Origin of the sequence: Micromonospora rifamycinica (genome assembly GCF_900090265.1) — a bacterium.
GTDB lineage: Bacteria > Actinomycetota > Actinomycetes > Mycobacteriales > Micromonosporaceae > Micromonospora > Micromonospora rifamycinica.
In genome coordinates, this window is the sequence record NZ_LT607752.1 from 4,572,456 (window position 1) to 4,591,986 (window position 19,531).

A 19,531-nucleotide genomic window follows, 5' to 3' on the forward strand; every position below is an offset into this window, starting at 1 on the left:
CAGCCCCGGGGGCACCGGCCGCCACCGCCCGGGGCTGACCCGCCCCGGGCCTGGGTGTCGGCGGGTGCCGGCGGCGTTCAGCCACCGTAGAAGGTGTCCGGGTCGAGCCGGGTCAGCGGGATCCAGTCCGGGTCCGGTGGCGGGGCGATCTCGGTGGGCGACATACGCAGCTCGATGGCGAGTTCCGGCCGCTCGTCGACCCGCTGGGACAGCGTGTAGATGGTGGCCAGCACGTGCACGCAGGGGCGCCGCCGGCTCCGGCAGTCGCACTCGGACACCAGGTCGTCGAGCCGGATGCCGATGCTGATGCCGTGGTGCCGGAACTCGGCGTCGAGGGTGTCCGGGAGGTCGCCCGGGGCCAGGCCCCGGTTGTCAGCCATCGCCTTGGCGATCAGGCGTTTCGCCTCCTCCTGGACGTCGGCGGGCCAGGGCGGCAGCTCGATGCGGACCCGGTTGCCCACCCCGGACACCACCACGTCGGCTTCGAGGTGGCCGCCGGTGGCCGACAGGGTGACCGCGTGGTTGCGGGCCAGGCTCCGGGCCTTCGGCAGCAGGGCGTTGGGGCCGGCCGAGGCCGTCGAGGCGGCCGTACGCACCCAGGCCCGGCCCCAGGGGGTGGCACCGAACTCTGCCGGGATCAATGGAACGCTCCCAGGTCGAGGTCGAGCACCTCGTGCAGCTCGTCGTCGGACAACTTGGCGAGGGCGGCCTCGGTGTCCCCCGAGACGATCTCCGCGAGCCCCCGCTTGCTGTCGTGCATCTGGGCGATGTGGTCCTCGATGGTGCCGCCGGTGACCAGGGTGTAGACGTTCAGGGTGCGCTGCTGGCCGATCCGGTGGGCGCGGTCGGTCGCCTGCTCCTCGACAGCCGGGTTCCACCAGCGGTCGTAGTGCATGACGTGGGTGGCCCGGGTGAGGTTGAGGCCGAACCCGGCCGCCCGGAGGCTGAGCAGCAGCACCGGCGGGGCGTCGTCGTCCTCCTGGAAGGCGTGCACGAGCCGGTCACGCTGGGCGGCGGAGAGGCCGCCGTGCAGGAACGGGACGGGGCCCACGCCCAGGCTGTCGGCCAGGTGGCCGGAGAGCAGCTCGCCCATGGCCCGGTACTGGGTGAAGACGAGCGCCCGATCGCTCTCGTCGACGATCTCGGCGAGCATCTCGGTGGCCCGGTCGAACTTGCCGGACCGTCCCGGCTGGGCGGGACCGTCGCGCAGGTACTGGGCGGGGTGGTTGCAGATCTGCTTGAGGGCGGTCAGCAACGCGAGGACCCGTCCGCTGCGCTCGATGCCGGCGCCGAGGCCGTCGGAGAACGCGCGGTCCACCGCCTCCCGGTAGAGCCGGGCCTGCTCGTCGGTCAGCGTGCAGATCATCGTCGAGTACTGCTTCGGGGGCAGCTCGGCTGCCACCTCGGCCTTCGTCCGGCGGAGCAGGTGCGGCTGGACGATGGTGTTGAGGGCGGCGGCGGCGGTGGCCGAGCGCCGTTGCTCGATCGGGGTCACGAAGCGCTGCCGGAAGCGGGCGCGGGTGCCCAGCAGGCCGGGGTTGGTCACGTTGAGGATGGCCCAGAGTTCGTCCAGCCGGTTCTCCACCGGGGTGCCGGTCATGGCGATCCGCGACTGGGCGGACAGCGCGGACGCCGCCCGGCTGGCCAGCGCCTCCGGGTTCTTGATCTGCTGTGCCTCGTCGAAGACGACCACGTCCCAGTCGGTCTTCATCAGCGGTTCGTCCCGGCGCAGCACCGGATAGCTGGTGATCACCACGGTCCCGGGCTGGTAGGTGTCCGGGAGCCGCCGGCCGGCACCGTGGTAGCTGATCGTCGGGGTGCCCGGTGCGAATCGGGCGATCTCCCGCCGCCAGTTGCCGATCAGGGACGTCGGGCAGACCACCAGGTGCGGTGCGGTCGAGACGCGGGTGGCGAGCAGGCAGATGGCCTGGAGGGTCTTGCCCAGCCCCATCTCGTCGGCGAGCACGCCGCCGTGGCCGAGGCCGGGCCGGGCGCTGAGCCAGGCCACCCCGTGCACCTGGTACGGCCGCAGGGTCGCCTGGATGGCGGTGCCGTGCAGGGCGGCCCGGGTGGTCACCGCCTGCCGGAACTGGGTGAGCAGGGCGGACGCGGCGGTGATGGCGGTGCCCTCGCCGTTGAGCACGGCGTGGGCGGCGGCCGGCATCCGGGCGCCCAGCGTCGTGTAGCCCTCGTCGTCGCCCTCCGGCAGGGTGGCCGCGTCCCGCCAGGCCCGCACGGACGCGCCGACCTCCGCCCGGGGGTCGAGCGTGCGCAGGGCGGGCAGCGCCGCGTCCAGCTCCGCCAGCAGCACCGGCACGCTGGCCCCGGTGACCTGACCCGCCACGGGCAGGGCCAGCCGGCAGGTGCCGGGGCGGCCCGGGGGCAGCTCGTGCGCCCGGACGGCCTCGGTGAGCTGCTCGACGCCCCACCAGGCGATCGCGTCCTCGGCGGGGACGAAGGTGGCCTGCAGGGTGCCGGGTAGCTCGGTCATCGGGCGCCCCGCTGACGGCAGGGGCGCGGGGCGGGCGGTGGACGGTGCATCGGCACGGGGGACGAGCTGGGCAAGACCCACTCCTAGGACGGGGGGTGACATGATGGTTGTGGGACAGAACAGTTGCGTCACGCAATGATAAGAGGAATTATGCCCTACGCACCGGGCCGGGCCTGACCATGCGGGAGAAGACACCGCCACCGCACGCGGTCACCGGGTCACTCGCCGACGAGGTGGTACGCCGGCTACCGGACTGGATCACCCATCTGATCCAGATCAACAGCCTGGTCGCGGCCCGGATGGGCGTGGTGGTGACCGACTTCCACTGCCTGCACGCCCTCCAGCAGCACGGCTCGACCACGGCCGGGGTGCTCGCCAAGCGGGTCGGCCTCACCCCGGGCTCGGCCTCCCGGATGATCGACCGGCTCGCGGACGCCGGGTGCGTCCGCCGGGTGCCCGACCCGCACGACCGGCGTCGCATCCTCATCGAGCCGACCGACGAGGGGCTCGGCCGGATCACCGCGTACTACGCGGGGCTGACCGCGCGGACCCTCGACGACCTGGCCGCCTTCGACGACGACCAGCTCCGCACGCTGCTGCGGTTCATCGAGGTGTTCCAGGCGAGCGCGGCGGCGGAGGTCGACCGGCTACGCTCCACCGCCGGTCCCGCGCCCACCCCCTGAGACGGCAGCAGGGTCCACCAGCCTTCCAGGGCCTTACGAGGCCGCTCCGTTGTGATGCCCCCACAGGTCTCCGTCCGCCATGTGAGGGGTCGATCAATGGGTGGTCCGCACGTTCCCGAGAAGATGCGAGACATGCTCGCTCGGTACCGGACGAAGCGGCAGAGCGAACCGGTCAGCCTGGACGAGGCGTCCGGGCGGTGGCAGGTGTTCAGGTACCGGGACGGGGTCACCGTCGCCACCGACGCGAAGCGGTTCTCCAACGACCTGAGCGCCTTCATCCCCGACCACGAGGAACTCCGCACCTTCACCAAGGGCAACTTCCAGGCCATGGACGACCCCCGGCACCGGCAGATGCGCAGCCTGGTCAGCCAGGGCTTCACCCCGAAGTTCGTACAGGGCCTGGCCCCCCGGATCGAACAGGTCGCCGCCGAACTGCTCGACCGGATCGCCGACCGGGGCGGGGACCGCATCGACCTGGTCGCCGACCTGGCGCACCCGCTGCCGGTCACCGTCATCGCCGAGGTGATGGGCCTGCCGGTCGCCGACCGTCACCTGTTCCGCCGGTGGGCGGACGCGCTGCTCGTCGACAACGGGGTGGACGCCCTGTTCAGCGAGGAGGGCGTGGCCGCGATGGCGCCGTCGATCCGGGAGATGAACCAGTACCTGCTCAGCCACGTCCGGGAGTACCGCGCCTCCGACCGGGCGGGCCTGATCCGCGCGCTCGTCGAGGCGGAGACCGACGGCCGACGCCTCGACGACCAGGAGATCGTGGGCTTCCTGGCCCTGCTGCTGATCGCCGGGCACCTCACCACCAGCACGATGTTCACCAACGCGATCCTCTCCCTCGACGAGAACCCCGGGGCCGTGAAGGAGATCCGGGCCGACCGCGGTCTCATCCCGCAGATGCTCGAAGAGGTGCTGCGGTACCGGTCGCCACTGGTCTGGCTCGACCGGCGGGCCACCGAGGAGGTCGAACTCGGCGGACAGCGGATCCCCGAGGGTTCCCTGGTGAGCGTCTCGCTCGTCTCCGTCGGCCGGGACGAGAGCGAGTTCACCGACCCGGACACCTTCGACATCCACCGCGCCCAGATCCGGCACCTGGCCTTCGGGATGGGCCTGCACTTCTGCCTGGGTGCGCCGTTGGCCCGGATGGAGGTCAGGATCGCGCTGAACGCGATGCTGGACCGGTACGACGACTTCCGGATCCCGACCGACGCGCCGATCGTGTTCCACGATCCGAAGGACTTCAACGGCACCCGGCAGCTCCCGCTCGACCTGACGGTCCGCTGAGGTGGGCGCGGAGCAGGGCGGGCCGGTGGTCACCTCCACCGGGGACCGGACCACGGTGGGACCGGTGACCATCCGGCCGGGCGACCCGCGGTACCTGGAGCTGACCACCGCCGCGAACGGCAGGTTCCGCTGCCGGCCCCGGCAGGTCCGGGTCGTCGGGTCCACGGCCCAGGTCGTCGAGGCCGTCCAGGACGCGGTACGGGGCGGGATGCGGGTGGTGGCGCGCAGCGGCGGGCACTGCCTGGAGGACTTCGTCGACTTATTGCGGCCGGGCTGTGCGGTGTCCGGGGGAGCCGGCGGCCCCGGTCGGCGACCCTGGCCACCCCGCACTCCGATCGCGTCGGCCGGGCGGCCCGGGTGACCCGGTGCCCGGCTTCCGGCCGCCGCCCGGGCCACCGGGAGACGACCCGGCGGTCGGCTATTCGTGGCGTCCGTGGCATTCCCGCCAGTATCCCGTCGACAATGGGTCTCGACCCCGCTGGACGGCCTCCGGTTATTCCGGCCGCCAGGTCACCGCCTCCGGGCCGAGCCCCCGGTGGCGCAGTCCACGTTCGAGCCGGGACAGCGTGCCCCGACGCGGCGTACCGATGATCCGGACGCCGGCCGGGTCCGGCTCCACCTGCAGGGGCGTCCGGTCCGGTGTCAGGTCGACGAGCGAGGCGTACCGCCGCCGGCCGAGGTCGGTCTGCAGCACCATGCGCTGGTTCGCCGAGCCGCGCCAGAGCAGCCGGGTCGGCTGTCCGGCCAGGAAGCGTCCGGTGACGAGGACGTCCGCGAGGGCGGCGGCCGCCCGCTGGGCGTCGTTCAACTCGGTGAGTTCGTAACCGGTGTAGAGCAGGATGTCCGGCGCGGGCCGGAGATCGGAGCGGGTACTGTCGACCGCCGTCAGGAAGTCGCGTAGCGGTCCCGGCTGCGCCAGCGGCTCCCCGCCGCTGACCGTGATGCCCCCGGCCCCCCGCGCCAGGGCGTCGGCCCACCGGTCGAGCAGGTCGGCCACCGTCACCTCCGCACCGGTGTCGGCATCCCAGGTGTCGAGGGACATGCAGCCGGCGCAGGCCAGCGGGCAGCCCTGCACCCACACGCCGAACCGGGTTCCGGGGCCGAGGGCGGTCACCGGGAAGTGCGTCCGGTTGACCCGGATCGTGCTCACGCCAGCTCGCCGACGGTGGGGCGACGCCCGCGGCGTTGCTGGACGGCCTCGGTGAAGGCGGGGTCGCCGACGGTACGCGCCAGCGCCGCGAAGTAGGCCTCCTCGGCCGCCGCGTACGAGGCGCGGACCGACCGTTCCTGCTCGGCCAGGTGCGCCTCGCTCTCCTGGTAGGCCGGGTGGATCCGCTGTGCCATCGCGCTCCACATGCTGTCCAGCCGGTTGCGCCGGTCACGCTGGCGGACGTACGCCTCCTGGAACGGATGCCGTCGGGAGAGCCCGAGCATGAACGCCATGACGCCGATGACCAGCATCACCGCGACGAACATGACGACCACCGTGACGGGCGTCAGGTGCAGTCGTTGCAACCGGGCCGGATCCGCCTCGAAGATCACGCCGCGGAGCAGCCCGAGCAGGACCGCCACCGTCAGCCAGGGTGCGGCCAGGGCGAGGACCGCCAGCCCGAGCCGACGTTCACCGCCGGTGGCCTGGCGGGCCCGCAGCAGCACCGCGGCCACGTGCGGGCCGAGCACCAGCAGCAGCGACGTCGACACCGCGAGCGGCAGGGTCAGGTCAGGTATGCCCGACACCCCGGTCAGGAAGTAGCCGTACACCGCGAGCTGCACCGGAAGCTCGGCCGCGACCAGGCCGAGGAGGATGAGGATCCGCCAGAACGGGCCGAGGGTTCGCGTCTCCCCCTCCCAGAGGGTGTCCTCCAGCGGCACCGCCGGAAGGTCCGCCACGTCGACCCCGGCCCGGTGCTGCCGCCGCCGGACGGTGCGGGCCTCCAGCTCGGCTTCGCGGACGGCGACGTCGCGCATCCGGGCACGGGCCGCGCCCATCAGGTCGTCGGCCTCGTCCCGCCACCGCCGGACGTGCACCGCCCGGGATTCGGTGACGGCCTGCTGTTCACGGAGGGTGGCGACCGCGACCTCGCACTCCTGTCGCAGGATCCGTACGTAGCCGGGGTCGAGCGCGTCGGAGCCGGGGACGTCCGGGCCGCCGAAGGACCAGCTGTCCAGCATGCCCGTCGCGGCATCCGCCGCGCCGCGCGCCTCGGCCCGGCTGACCAGGCTGGCGGTGCTGGTGCGGGGGTCGACCAGGGGCGGCGGCAGGGGCGTGACGATGCCGGTCTCCAGGCCACGGATCGCGGCCAGGGCGGCCCGTAGCCGCTCCGCAAGGCGTCGGAGGAGGTTCATTCGGGGGTCCTGTTCCGCTGCCGGGGAAAGAGGGTGACCGTGCCCTCGGCGTCGAGCGCGAGGCGGATCCGGTCCCCGGACGCCAGGAACCGCTGCACCGCGGGGATCTCGTCACCGTTGACGAAGGTGCCGTTCGGGGTGGGCACGGGAGTGATCCAGGCCCGCCCGTCCGGATCCACCCCCAGCACGGCGTGCCGGCGGGAGACGTTCGGGTACGACCGGAAGAGCCGCCGGTCCGTGCCGTGTCTGCCCAGCTCGACCTGCCCGCCCGGGGCGATCTCGACCTGCCCGTACGCGAAGACGACGAGCATCCCGGGCGGGGTGAGCGGTCGGCGACAGTCGGGGGCGAGGCACTCGGTGCTGGTCGGGCTCGCCGGTGGCGTCCCGCAGTTCCAGCACGCGGTGACCGGTCCGCCCGGCCCCGCACCGGCCCCGCCGGGCTGGTGGGCGGTGTCGCCCGGTCCGGGCTCGTGGGCGGTGTCGCCCGGTCCGGGCTGGTGGGCGGTGTCGCCCGGTCCGGGCGTGTGGGGGACCAGCTCGCAGAGGTGTTCCGGGCAGAGCGGCACCTCGGGGCCGTGCAGTTCCCCGCCCACCGTGCACCGCTGGGTCATCGCAGGCCCGCCCTGGTGACGGTCGCCCGCACCGTGGGCAGGACGGTGTCGTCACCCTGGCTGACGCCGGTGACCCGGACGGCGCTGGCCGGCGGCAGGTCCTGCGCGAACAGGAAACGGGCCAGCGGGTTGATGAGGTTGCTCTCCAGGAGGTTCCCGATCCCCCGGCCGCCGTTGTCCCGGTCGGCGGTGCAGAGGTCGCTCAACTCCTCGCGGGCCTGGTCGGTGAGTTCCAGGTCGATCTGCAGCTCCTGCTCGACCCGTTCCACGACGTTCGCCAGTTGGAGGTCGAAGATCTCGCGGGCGATCTCCGGGCTGATGAAGTCGAAGACGACGATGTTGTCGCCGAGCCGGTTGAGCAGCTCCGGTCGGCCGATCCGCACGGTGAAGTGGTCGCGGATCGCCGCCTTCACCTTCGCCTCGAGGTCCTGGTAGGGCATTCCCGGATGGACGATCTGCTCCTTCTGCCCGGTCTGCGGGTCGGTCACCAGGATCCCGAGGTTGGAGGTGAAGATGAGCACGCACCCGGTGAAGTGCGTGGTCACCCCCTGCCCGTCGGTGAGCCGGCCGTCCTCCAGGATCTGCAGGAACTTGTCCATGACCAGCGGGTGCGCCTTCTCGATCTCGTCGAAGAGGACCACCTGGAACGGCTTGCGCCGGACCGCCCCGGTCAGCTCGCCGCCGGCCTCGAAGCCCACGTAGCCCGGTGGCGCACCGACCAGTCGGTCGGCCGCCTGGTCGGCGGCGAACTCGCTCATGTCGAACCGCAGGTACGCGTCGGAGTCCCCGAAGAGGATGTCGGCGACCTGCTTGGCCAGCTCCGTCTTGCCGACGCCGGTCGGTCCGGCGAAGAACAGGACCCCACGCGGGCGGGTGCCGGTGCTGGTCGCCTGCGCGCCGGAGAGGCCCAACGCGGCCCGCTTGAGGATGTCGAGCGTCTTGCCGATGGCCCGGTCCTGGCCCTTGATCCGCTGACCGATCATGCGCTCGCCCCGGGTGATCTGCTCCCGTACGCTGCTGCGACGCCAGGGGTCGTCGTCCACCCCGAGCTTGTAGATCCGGACGGCGTCGGCGATCCGGTCGGGGCCGATGCGGCGGTCCCGCGCCAGCTTGACGATCGCCATCATCGACCGCAGGGTCATCCGGTCGGTCCGCTTGGCGAAGGTGTCGGCGAACTCCTGCGGGTCGGGCACCGCCGGCGGCGTCGCCGGCAGCGTCGGGGCCAGCAGCCGGGCGAGGTCGGTCCGCTCCTCCAGCGTCGGCATGCCGACCGCGATCGAGCGGATCGGCTCGACCCCGGCGGTGAACCAGGCCGGCAGGTCCCGCTCCCCGTCCGTCAGCCAGATGACCGGATTGAACAGCGGGGTGGGTCGCGGGCCGGGAAGGGGAAACGGCTTCGCGACGAGCGCCAGCCGGTGACAGAAGAGAAAGAAGTCCCGCTCCACCGGATCGAGCTGGCCGGGCACCCGGACGATGCGCGCCGCGTAGTCGATCACGAAGGCGACCCGGGCCGTCGGGGTGCCGACGGCCCGGCTGCCCGGCGTCGCCGAACCCTCGCCGTCGAGGGGCGGCTGCTCGGGTACGCCGACGACCCGGGCCAGATGGGTACGGAGCTTCTCCAGGGGCTGCCGGTGCCCGACCGTCCGGGGCGCGAGCAGGCTCTCCGCCACCGGGGAGCTCTCCTCGGGGTAGGCGGTGATTCCGTAGACCGGGTCGTAGCAGATCAGGCTCTGGAAACCACTCGGCTGCAGCGCGGACCAGAGCACCGCGAGCATCGACGCCGGGCGCGCCGTCGGTCCGGACGACCGGATCAGGAACTGGTCACGCACGTTGCCGTGCAGGACGTACTGGGCGTGCACCGCCAGCGTCCCGGCGAGTTCGTTGGCGAAGGCCGGGAAGCCCGGCAGGAACGCGTCGCGTCGTGCTGCCTCGTCGTTGGTCATCGGCCGGCGTCCCGGGTCCTGTTCTCGGCTGCGGTCGACCGGGCCGTCGAGGTGTCGAAGGCCGCCGCGTCCCGCTGGCGGTGTTCGGGCCGGTGACCACGCTGCACGGAGACCTCGGCCGTGCCGGTCCCGGTGTCGAGCCGGTCGGCGAGTACGGCGAGGTGGTCGGCGAACTCGTCGCAGCGGGACCGGTCCCGCAACTCCGCCTCGTCACCGGCCGCGGTGAGTTCCCGCAGCACCCGACCGTGGATCGTGCCGGCCTCGTCCACCCAGACGTCCGCGGTGTGCTCCCCGTGCCAGTCGGCGCGGCTGACCCGCAGCCCGGCGGTGTGTCGCGTGTCGACCTCGGCGTCGACCGTGTAGCCCTCCTCGCGCAGCAGCCGCAGCACCAGGTTGCGGGTGAACCGTTGGCGCACCATCTCCCCGGCCCAGGTCACCAGCTCGGTGCCCTCGCGGCGTAGCTGCGGGGTCAGCTCCGCGTCGCCGTCCACCACGGCCCGCAGCCTGGCGGCCGTGCCGCGTAGCGGGGCCGGCGGACCGTTGTGGACCAGCGCGACGGCCACGTCACGGTCCTCCAGGGTGGTCAGCCACTGCGCCGCGAGCCGGCGTCGGGCGACCCTCGCGTTGAGGTCCCGGACCGTGCCGCGCAGCGCACGCAGATAGCTGGCGCTCTCCGTCGGGTGGGCGGCGACCAGCGCGGCTCCCGCCAGCGCCGCGGCCCGCTCGTCGGCGTTGGCGTCCGGGTCGAGCCCGGCGAGCACCCCCTCGACCTGCTGGCCGGCGCGGCGGGAGTCGACCGGCTCGGGACGCTCCTCGGGGGCACGTCGCCGCGCCAGCGCCTCCCGGTAGGCCCGGACCGCGGTGATCGTGTCCGGCGTGGCGGCGGCCGGTGGCAGGGCGGCCACCAGCGCGGCCAGTTCCCGCTGCGCCACTGCCGCGTCCAGTTCGCGTTGCGCCGCCAGCAGGGCCTGTTCCGTCTCCCGCATCCGCTGTCTGATCTGGTCGATCGTGCCGCCGCTCAGGGCGACCGGAGGCGGGACGTCCAGGTCCGGGCCGCCGCCCGCCGCCCGTCGTTCCAGCAACCGGATCCGGGCGTTGAGCCCGACTACGTCGGCGGCCACGCACTGCCAGCGGGCGGCCTTCGCCTCGGCCTCGGCCAGGGCCGCCAACTCCGCTTCGAGCCGCTCGCCGTAGTCCCCGACGGCGCGCAGCGCGCCCTCGGCCGCCGCTCCGGCCGCGTTGACCAGCAGCACGGCCGTGCCGGCTGCCGTGAGCACCACGGCCGCGCCGGCGGCGGCCACGACCGCGACCGGCAGGATGACGATGCCACCTGAACTCATCGGAACCCCCTCACGGCTGTACCTGACGGACGGCCCGGTCACCGGTCACGACCCGGCCGCCGCGATGTCGGCCCGCTCCCGGGCCACCTCGTCGAGCCAGGCCAGGTAGCGACCGATGGTCCAGACCACCATCAGGACGGCCACCGCCACCGGCGTGACGACCGGCAGGTACGCGGTGAGCAGCCCGGCCCCGCCGAGCACTCCGCCGACCACCGTCAGCGCCGCCCACCGCCCGGTCACCCGCCGGGCCAGCCGGCCGACGGTCACCGCCGTGGAGACCAGCAGGGAGTACGCCCGGAACCGCCCGCCGATCGTCCAGGCGAGCAGCGACTCGACGGTGAGCGCGACGCCGGTCGCGGCGACGACCGCGAACCAGGCGTCGACGATCGTGGCGTCGGGGGCCACGTCGACGGCGTCGCCGATGCCGACCATCGCCGCCAGCACGACGACCAGGGCGCAGACACCGCCGACGGCCAGCGCCAGCGCCCGGGGCCGGTTCTGCCGCCGGGACCACTCCCGGATCGCCTCGGTCCGCCGCAGCCACTCCCGGCGGGCGCGGGCGGCCTCCTCCTCGGCCGCCTTCCGCTCGGCGGTGCTCTCGGCGAACGGCGCCAGCGCGTACGCCAGCCACAGGTGTCGCGGCTGGGCGACGAGCGTGGTGAACCAGGGCTCCTCGGCCTGCCGCGCGCGTTGCGTCAGGTCCCGCCGGACGGCGTGGCGTTGGTCGTCGGTCGCCACGGCGGCCAGCAGGGTCAGGGCGTGGAACCGGGGCGCCTCGTCCCGGAGCAGCCGCCGTAGTTCCGCGCGGGCCTCGGTGTCGGCGACCGCGGACAGCGACGCGGGGGAGGTCAGGTGCCGGTGCTCCCGGCGCCAGCGGTCGCGGACCTCCCGCAGGCCCTGGCCACCGCTGAGACCCGGTGCCGGCGAGCCGGCGGAGAGCACCGGCAGCAGGTCGAAGGTCCAGAGGTCAGCCACGACGTCCGCGCTGCTGCCGACGCTGTTCAGCGCCTGGCCGGCGAGGCCGTAGAGCCGGTCGACGGCGATGTTCTCGTTGCGGTAGACCGGCGGGCGGGCCGGGTCGATCGCCTGCAACCGGGTCAGCAGCCGGACGTCCCGACTCGGCCGGCGACCCCTGGTCCGCGTCTTCGGGCGGTCCGGGAACTGCCGTAGCCACTCGCCGAGCCGCTGGTCGGGTGTCGGATCCGCACCGAAGAGCAGTGCGCTGGCGGTCTGCCAGGTCTCCGTCAGGGCCATGGCGAGCTCCGGCCGGTACCAGTAGTCGACGTCGAGGTAGCGGTAGGGCCGCTCGGCGGCGTGCGGTGTGCCCGGTGCGGGTGTCGTCGACGTCGCGGCGACCGACGGCGAGTCGCCGGCCAGCCAGCTCCGGATCTGGTCGGTGCCCCAGCGGCGGTCGGGGGCGGGCGTGAGGAGCCCCCGGCAGAGCAGCCGGAACCGTTCGTCGGCGACGGCGGAGACGTCGAGCACGCCGGTGGTGTACCGGACGTTCAGCGCCACGTCGTCGCCCAGCCCCGCCAGGATCTGCCCGCCGGTGGCCAGCTCGAAGAGGGTGATCCCCAGCGACCACCAGTCGTACGCGGGCGAGATGACGCCGCCGGCGATGAACTCGGGCGGCCGGTACCGGATCGTGCCGGTGTCCCGGTTGCGGGTGAGCGCCTCGACGTCGTCGACGTACCGGCTGATGCCGATGTCGACGAGCACGATCTCGACCGGGTCGAGGGTCCGTACCAGCAGGTTGGACGGTTTCAGGTCCCGGTGGACGATGCCGGCGGCGTGCAGCTCGGTCAGCGCCTCGGTGATCTGGCCCAGCAGGGTGGTCAGCAGCGCCGGGTCCAGCCCGCCCGGGTGGCGTCGGCGTAGCTCGGCCGCGGTGTGCCCGGCCAGGTACTCCATGATCTCGTAGTGGTGACCGTCGGCGGTGTCGGCCTCGAACAGCTCGACGATGTGGCGGCTGCGCCGGGACTCCCGCACGTACCCGGTGACCTGCGGGTCCGGGCCGGCACCCGCCCGGTAGAGCTTCAGTACCCGGTCGAGCCCGGTCGCCCGCTCCTGGACCACGTAGAGGTCGCCCTCGCCGCCGGTGGAGAGTTCGCGCAGCACCTGGAACCGGGTGCCCAACCGGTCGGGGAGCCGCCGGCCCCAGGGCGGCACGTCCCGGCTGCCGGGCCGCACCCGCCCCGGATCCAGCTCCGTCGCCGGTTCCCGGTCGTCCGGCCGCACCCGCCCGGGGTCCAGCTGCGTCGCCGGCCCGTCGGCGGAACGGTCCCACCCGGCCCCGCCCCGGCCGGGGTCCAGCCGGGTCTCCTCCCCGGGCGGGTGCGGTCCGGTCACGACCGAGGGCAGGTCAGCTCGACGACCACGGCCCGGTTGCGGGCCGCGGCCGCGGGGATGAGGACGCCCTCGCCGGTGACGTCCCGGGTGAAGTACCTGCCGCCCGGCCCGTCCCCCCGGATCCTGATCCGGCCGGCGTCGACCCCGAGCTTGACCAGCTCCGTCCGGATCGCCGCGGCCCGGTCCTGCGACAGCTTCACGTTACGCGCGCGGCCGCCCTCGCTGGAGGTGACGCCGACCAGCAGGATCCGTTGATCACCGGCGTTGAGCTGGTCGGCGAGCTGCCGCAGCACCTTGCGGCCCTCCTCGGGCTCGCGGAGCCGGGCGGTGTCGACGACGAAACCCACCGAGTTGCTGTCGGCCAGGACGGTCGTGCCGCAGCGCTCGGGCGGTCGCGGTGGTGCCGGCAGGGCGACCACCGACACCGGGACCGGGCGGTCGACCGCGGTCCGCCGCGAGTCGGCGGCCAGCGTGTCGACGCAGGTCGCCCCCGCGTCCCTGGCCACGGCCTCCCAGATGGCGGTGACCCGGCCGCGGAGCTTCCCGTTCAGCACCGGCTGGGGGTCGGCGGTGTTGCCGAGGCCGACGAAGACCACCGTCCGGCCGGACAGCCCCGGCATCAGCTCCTCCTTGCGCAGGAAGGCGGAGACGTCGGCCGGCTCGGCGCTGAACATCGCCACGTCGGTGAAGCTCAGCGCGCCCGCGGTGGAGAGCCCGGAGTCGAGGAAGACCACGAGGCCCCCCTCCGGGGTGATCCGTCCGGCCTCGGCCAGCGCGGCCAGCCCGTCGGCCTCGGCCACCTTCGGCTCCAGCTTCTGGACCACGCCCAGCGTCCGCTTCATGAAGTCGTCGAGTTTGCTGTCGTTACGGGCGTCGTTCTTCTGGTTGCTCTCGAACGTCGCGGTGAGCGCGATGCTCGGCTCACCGTCCAGCCGTACGATCCGGATCTCCTGACCGCCCTTCGCGGCCGACTCCACCAGCCGGCGGACGTCCTTCGGCAGGTCGGGCCGGGGGTTGTTGGCCCGTGCCCCGACGATCAGGGTGACCGCGGCCGGGCCTGCGCCCGGCACGGCCGCCGGGCAGGCGAGCGACGAGGTGACGGGGGGTTCCGGGGCGGGCTCGTCGGCGCACCCGGTGATGGTGAGCGTCAGGGCCGCGACGACCGCGACGACCGACCTCTTCTTCCTGGCCATCAGGCGGTGTCTCCTTCGGGAATCGGGTCCGGGCCGGCCGGGTGCGCCGGCCCCGCGGCGGCCCGCTGCCGGCCGCGGATGGTGTGCAGCAGCGTGCGTGCCTCGCGCTTGAGGCGTTGCGCGAGCGCCTGGTACTCGCCCTCGGTCCGGATCCGCTCCTCCTCCTGGCGTTCCCGCTCGCGGTCGATCGCGCCCTGGATCTCCCGGGCACCGGTGAGCAGCCAGCCGCTCTCGGCCCGTCGCCGGGCGAGTGTCGTCAGTCGCGCCCGGGCCCGGCCGTACTGCTTGGCGGCCGGCTCGAAGCGGAGGAACCCGGCCAGTCCGGAGATCACCCCGGTGCCGAGGTAGAGGGCCAGGAAGAGCAGGGCGGAGAGGGTCTGGGAGTGGTCCTCGGGCGTCTCGGTCAGCGCCTCGACGTCGACGTCGAACGACGCTCCGGCGGCGGACGGCTCGGCGACGACGAGCCGGAACAGGAAGGCCATCAGGCCCAGCCCGGCCCACACCAGCAGGCACAGCCACGCGGTCAGCCGCGCGCCGGGCACGTTGCGGGCGTTCGTGGCCTGCCGGGCCTGGAGGCCGGTGTAGTGGGACAGGGCGATCGCGACCACCACGAAGCCGACCACCGCGGCCCAGATCATCTTCTCGGTCTCGTCGAGCGCGAGGAGCAGCACCTGGTGGAAGGTGACCAGGTCGACCGCTGCCGCCGCGACCAGGACCAGCAGGGTGACCGGGAGCACCCACCGTGGTCGGCCGGCGATCTGGCCGAGATCGCCGTACGTCACGGGACCGCTGGGTGCCGGGTTCGTCGGCCGGTTCTGCTCGTCCATCGTCACCCCTCCGTCCGTCGGCCGGGCAGCGGGTGCCGGTAGGGCGCGTCCTCGTCGACGATCTGGTCGAGGATGTTGCGCACCGCGCCCGCCATGTCCCGCTGCTGGTGCTCGTCGTCGTGGTCGAGCGTGCCGATCCGGTCGACCACCTGCGCCACGGGCACCTGGAGGCGGTCGAGTTCGGCCAGCACCGCCCGGTGCCGCCGCCACGCGGCGCTGCGCCACCCGGCGAGCAGGTCGTCGACGTAGGCGTCGATCTCCGCGGTGATCTCGGCGTCGTCGCGGTCCTCGGCCAGCGCCTTGACCAGCTCGCGGAGGCCCTGGCGGGCCTGCTGGAGGTCGAGCTTCGCAGCGGGACGCCGGTGCAGCTTCCCGAGGGCGGCCTGGACCCGCCTCAGGTCGTACGGTAGGCGTCGGCTACGCCGTAGCTTCACGGTCTTCCCCTTCCTGGCCGTCCCCGGTGTCGGCGGTGGTGATCTGGGTCAGCCGGGACAGCTCCGTCGCGACGTCGCCGGCGCTGCGGCCCACCCACGCCGGCAGCTCCTGCCGGATCCGGGGCAGCAGCACGGCGAACTGGCGGCCCTCGGGGTGGGTCAGGCTGACCGCCTCCCAGAAGGTCGCCGCCCGCAGGGCGTAGTGCTCGCGCAGCCGCGCGACCCGGGCCTGTGCGATGCGGAACTCGCGTTCGATCTCCTGCCGCGCGTCGCCGATGGCGGCCTGCAGGGAGTCGATGACGGCGATCCGCCGCTCGTACTCGGCCGCGGCCACCGCGATCCGGTGTGCCCGCATCGCGGTGCGGCGACTGAGCAGCGCCGCACCGTCCAGGGTCAGTTCCGTCGGGTTGCGGGGCCGCAACTCGTCCTCGGTCAACGGCGCCTTCGCGGCGGCGAGGGCGACCGCGCCCCGCTTCAGGCTCAGTTCGGCGGCCACCAGGTCGTGCCGCAGCCGGACGACCCGCTGCCCGGTCACCGCGACCCGCTTCTCGAAGTCGAGCAGCTCGTCGTGCATCCGGACCAGGCACTGCCGGTTCAGCTTCTCGTGGTGGGGGGCGGTGATCGGGGCGCCCCCGTCGAGGTGCGCGATCAGGTTGCTGTAGCCGGGAGCCCGGCGGCGTCCACTCTGTCGCCCCCGGTGTCGGTCGACGAACCGTTCCCAGCGCGGGTAGGGGAGCGGGGCGGCCAGCTCGGCCTGCTGCGCGGTGCTCATCCGCCCACCCCGGCCCCGGTGGTCCGCCGGGGACGGGCGGACGCCGTGCGGCGGGCGGGGAGCGGCAGCCACCGGAGCGGAGAGGTTCGGTCGACCATGCCGATATCTGACGGACGGATGACCGCAGGGCCCGGGGGCCGGTGGGTTCGGCGCCGGTCACCTGCCCCGATGGCAGAGGGCCGCCCAGTACGCCGGGTCGGCCAGCTCGGTGCCGGCCAGCGCCGCGGCCGTCCCGGGCGGCAGGTACGGGGGCGTGCCCCGGTCCGGGGCCCGCATCCATCGGTGCACCTCGTGCACCGCCATCGCCGGTGGCAGCCCCTCGTCGGTGAGCTTGCCGTGCAGCACGGAGAGCATCAGCGTCGCGACGGGCCCGGGCACCGGCCAGAGCCAACCGATCACGCCGGTCAGGCCGGCGTCCAGCAGCGTGTCGGCGAACCGTACCCAGCGGTCATGGTGGGCGCCGGCGTCGGTCGGCAGGATCGCCAGACCGCCGGACCGCTGCCCCGGGGCGGCAGCGGCCTGGGCGGCGATCCGCGCGACGTCGAGCACGGCCCGCCCGGCCGGGTCGCCGGAACCGTCGGCGTCCCCGGGGTCGGCCAGCTCCAGTCCGGGCGTTCCGGTGGTGCGCAACGTGCATCCGAGGTGCAGCAGAGCTGCGCCGGGACCGGCCGGTCCGGGCAGGTGGGCGAGCACGTCGGCGGGCGTTGCGGCACCGTGGACCAGTTCGGCGGTACGACCGAGGCCGATCGACCGGGGATGGTAGAGCCGGCGCAGGGTCATCACCTCGACCGTCGCGAGGTCCCGGTCGCCTCTCGGATTGGCGACGAACACCACGTCCCCGGTCACCGGCAACGACGCCCGCCGGGCCAGCTCCACCACCTGACGTCCCGACCTGACGTACGAGAAGACCAGATCGCTCGCGGGGTGGCCATCCACACCGGAGCGGATCGCGCACAGCGGCAGCCGGCCCGGTGCCCCGTCGGCGGCGACCAGTACCCGGCGTGGCGCGGATCCGGTGGTGGGCAGGGCACGTAGTGGCTCGACGAGCGCGGCCCAGGCCGGGTCCACCGCACCGGCCGGTGGTACGCCCGCCGGGAGATCGGGTGTGACCGGGTCGGACAGGCCCAGCCGCCCGGTGCTCGCGTCCACCAGCAGCATGCTGACCCGGTGCGGATGCGCCGGTGCCGGGTACAACCGGATCAGGGCGGCGGCACCGATCGTGCGCAGCGCGGCGGCTACCTCGCCGGTCGGCGGCGACCGCTGCGGGTCGACCGCCGGGGCGACCGGACCGAGCAGCACGGTCGCCAGGTCGTACCGGAGCGGATCGTCCCGGTCGAGCGCCCCGAGGGCCGCCGCCAGCCGACCCAGCAGCCGTGATCCGGGTGTGCGGGCGTACCGCGCGGGGGCGCTGGCGACCGCCTCGGCCACCAGCGTGCCGGCGGCCTGCAGGGCGGTCAGGTCCCGGGCGGCCAGGGCCTCGGCGACGGCGACGACGCCGGCGGCGGCCCTCAGCCGGAAGCGCCACGGGTAACTGTCCGGCACCGCCGCGACCAGCGGCGCGAGCGTGGGCGTGCGCTGGGACGAACCGGCGGCCAGTGCGCCGGCCGCCCGGCACAGGCCGCCGACCGCGCGGATCGTCGCGCGGTCGGCCTCGGCCGGTGCCGCGATCCGGGCGGCGGCTCCGGCGGGTGTCGCGGGGTCGGGGGCGTTCCCGCAGTGGGCGGCGAGGACGGCAGCGCTCCAGTCGGCGAAGCTGCGGGCGGCGGGTGTGCTCAGTCCGCGCAGCGGCTGGCGGTCGTCGAGGAACGCGCCCAGCCCGGTGCAGAGCCCGGGTGCGGCCGGATGCTCCGGCGGAAGTGTCCCGGCCGCCCGCAGCAGACCCTCCAGTCCGACGCCGAGGTCGCCACCGCCGTCGTCACCCCGGACGGTGTCGGTCGGGTCCGCGTCGCCCGGGTGGCCGGTACCGTCCGTCTCCGGGGCGGTGTCCTCGTCCCCGCGGGCGCGGAGGAAGAGCGCGGCGGCGAGTACGAACCGGTCGATCCCGGCGGCGGCCGGGTCGGTGACCGCCACCTCGTGCACGACGCTGGTGGCCAGCGCGACGCAGTCGTCGACCGCGTCGATCGGCAACGGTGGAAGGTCCGGACGTAACAGGGCCGCCGCCGACCGGTACGCCTCGGGTCGCTCCACCGCCCGAGCCGCTCCGGCCGCTGCCGCCTCCGCCGGTCCTGTGTCTTCCGCCGGCCCTGCGTTTTCCGCCGGCATGGAACGGACGTCCTGCGCCGCGGCGACCAACTCCGCCAGCTGGTCGGCGAGGGCGACCCGCAGCGGTGTGACGTCGACCGGGACGGCGGCCGGCGTCGGCTGCGGTGGGCCGGGCGACGTGGCCGGCTCCGTTCCGTAGACCACCGTGGTCGGCTGGTCCAGCGGCGACCCGGCGAACGTGGCCCTCAGCAGCGAGCCGAGGACCTGCGGTGGGACGAGGGGCTCGTCGGGCGGGTCGGATGCGCCGGGGGATCCGGCCGCCGCGTCCGCCGCCCCCGACCGGGCCTCGAACGCCTGGGCCGCGGCCAACAACTGCTGCGTCATGCGCTGGTCGAACCCGGTGGTGGCGACGTCCATCATGGCGATCTGGCTCCGTATCGGCTCGGCCGTCCCGATCAGCATCCGGGCCATGAGGGAAAGATCGGCGGTGACCATCGGGGTCTCGGCGACCTGCCGCGCGTACCCGATGGCCAGGTCCACCTCCGCCCGGTACTCCGCCGCCCCGCCCTGCAACATCGCGGCGAGACTGACGGATGCGAGACCGCGCGACACCGCGATCAGGTGAAGTTGACTGAGCATCAGGCGTGCGACCGTCACGGTCACCGGGGCGAGGCCGGTGACGTCGAGCGAGTCGGTCAGGAGTTCGACGGCACGCTTGCGGTCCGGTTCGTTCCCGCTCGCCGTCACCAGGTGTCGAAAGGCCAGCAGCAGGCCCAGGCGTTGGGTGATCGACCCGCGGAACGCATCGAGAAGCCGGGGGTCCGCGTGGACCTCCTCCATGATCGCTATCGCCTCGTCGAAGTCACCGCGATCGGCCGAGGTCTCCAGACCGGCTCGCCAGGCCCGGTCCAGCAAAGCGTGGCTCAGCTCGACGCGGCCACGGATCCGGTCCTGGCCGGAGAGGCCGGCGAGCGCTGCCCGCAGCGTGGCGACCCTGTCCTGCTTCGGCATCGCTTCGGTGGCCTCTCTGCTCGTCACTGTCGTCATGGT

15 protein-coding genes are annotated in these 19,531 nt (G+C 73.9%); 2 read left to right on the forward strand and 13 right to left on the reverse strand.

Going from position 1 to position 19,531, the window contains the following annotated elements; genetic code table 11:
- Positions 1 to 77: 77 nt before the first annotated feature.
- Positions 78 to 641 carry an SWIM zinc finger family protein gene (locus GA0070623_RS19050; RefSeq protein ID WP_067304542.1) on the reverse strand — a complete coding sequence of 188 codons (564 nt, stop codon included), beginning with the start codon at positions 639 to 641 and terminating at the stop codon, positions 78 to 80.
- Positions 638 to 2,491 carry a DEAD/DEAH box helicase gene (locus GA0070623_RS19055; RefSeq protein ID WP_084261150.1) on the reverse strand — a complete coding sequence of 618 codons (1,854 nt, stop codon included), beginning with the start codon at positions 2,489 to 2,491 and terminating at the stop codon, positions 638 to 640. The genes GA0070623_RS19050 and GA0070623_RS19055 overlap by 4 nt, the downstream gene beginning before the upstream one ends.
- A 179-nt stretch (positions 2,492 to 2,670) precedes the next feature.
- On the opposite strand from GA0070623_RS19055, the gene GA0070623_RS19060 reads away from it, so the two are divergent.
- Both GA0070623_RS19060 and GA0070623_RS19065 read left to right on the forward strand, forming a co-directional pair.
- Complete coding sequence (locus tag GA0070623_RS19060) at positions 2,671 to 3,174, forward strand: MarR family winged helix-turn-helix transcriptional regulator (RefSeq protein ID WP_067304539.1); 504 nt, start codon at positions 2,671 to 2,673, stop codon at positions 3,172 to 3,174.
- Positions 3,175 to 3,306: 132 nt separating this feature from the next.
- The gene (locus GA0070623_RS19065; RefSeq protein WP_157746983.1) at positions 3,307 to 4,464 is read left to right on the forward strand and encodes a cytochrome P450; all 1,158 of its coding nucleotides are present in this window, start codon (positions 3,307 to 3,309) and stop codon (positions 4,462 to 4,464) included.
- A gap of 493 nt (positions 4,465 to 4,957) precedes the next feature.
- Here the strand turns inward: GA0070623_RS19065 and GA0070623_RS19075 are convergent, their stop codons facing one another.
- The 11 genes from GA0070623_RS19075 to GA0070623_RS19125 form a co-directional block, all read right to left on the reverse strand.
- Complete coding sequence (locus GA0070623_RS19075) at positions 4,958 to 5,614, reverse strand: 4Fe-4S single cluster domain-containing protein (protein WP_067304528.1); 657 nt, start codon at positions 5,612 to 5,614, stop codon at positions 4,958 to 4,960.
- Entirely contained in the window at positions 5,611 to 6,810 is a 1,200-nt protein-coding gene (locus GA0070623_RS19080; protein WP_067304524.1) for a hypothetical protein, read from the reverse strand. The genes GA0070623_RS19075 and GA0070623_RS19080 overlap by 4 nt, the downstream gene beginning before the upstream one ends.
- Positions 6,807 to 7,421 (reverse strand): FHA domain-containing protein, encoded by a 615-nt coding sequence (locus GA0070623_RS19085; protein WP_067304521.1) that lies wholly within the window; start codon positions 7,419 to 7,421, stop codon positions 6,807 to 6,809. The genes GA0070623_RS19080 and GA0070623_RS19085 overlap by 4 nt, the downstream gene beginning before the upstream one ends.
- Positions 7,418 to 9,364 (reverse strand): AAA family ATPase, encoded by a 1,947-nt coding sequence (locus tag GA0070623_RS19090; RefSeq protein ID WP_067304517.1) that lies wholly within the window; start codon positions 9,362 to 9,364, stop codon positions 7,418 to 7,420. The genes GA0070623_RS19085 and GA0070623_RS19090 overlap by 4 nt, the downstream gene beginning before the upstream one ends.
- Entirely contained in the window at positions 9,361 to 10,704 is a 1,344-nt protein-coding gene (locus tag GA0070623_RS19095) for a hypothetical protein (RefSeq protein WP_067304514.1), read from the reverse strand. The genes GA0070623_RS19090 and GA0070623_RS19095 overlap by 4 nt, the downstream gene beginning before the upstream one ends.
- A gap of 45 nt (positions 10,705 to 10,749) precedes the next feature.
- Complete coding sequence (locus GA0070623_RS19100) at positions 10,750 to 13,053, reverse strand: serine/threonine protein kinase (protein WP_067304511.1); 2,304 nt, start codon at positions 13,051 to 13,053, stop codon at positions 10,750 to 10,752.
- Positions 13,050 to 14,246 (reverse strand): OmpA family protein, encoded by a 1,197-nt coding sequence (locus tag GA0070623_RS19105; protein WP_067304508.1) that lies wholly within the window; start codon positions 14,244 to 14,246, stop codon positions 13,050 to 13,052. Before GA0070623_RS19105 ends, GA0070623_RS19100 begins: the two co-directional genes overlap by 4 nt.
- Complete coding sequence (locus GA0070623_RS19110; RefSeq protein ID WP_067304505.1) at positions 14,246 to 15,073, reverse strand: hypothetical protein; 828 nt, start codon at positions 15,071 to 15,073, stop codon at positions 14,246 to 14,248. Before GA0070623_RS19110 ends, GA0070623_RS19105 begins: the two co-directional genes overlap by 1 nt.
- 2 nt (positions 15,074 to 15,075) lie before the next feature.
- A complete protein-coding gene (locus tag GA0070623_RS19115) occupies positions 15,076 to 15,507 on the reverse strand; it encodes a hypothetical protein (RefSeq protein ID WP_067304502.1) in 432 nt (143 codons plus the stop codon).
- Positions 15,491 to 16,279 (reverse strand): hypothetical protein, encoded by a 789-nt coding sequence (locus GA0070623_RS19120; RefSeq protein WP_067304499.1) that lies wholly within the window; start codon positions 16,277 to 16,279, stop codon positions 15,491 to 15,493. Before GA0070623_RS19120 ends, GA0070623_RS19115 begins: the two co-directional genes overlap by 17 nt.
- Before the next feature lie 156 nt (positions 16,280 to 16,435).
- Positions 16,436 to 19,519 (reverse strand): CHAT domain-containing protein, encoded by a 3,084-nt coding sequence (locus GA0070623_RS19125; protein WP_157517481.1) that lies wholly within the window; start codon positions 19,517 to 19,519, stop codon positions 16,436 to 16,438.
- Positions 19,520 to 19,531: the final 12 nt, after the last annotated feature.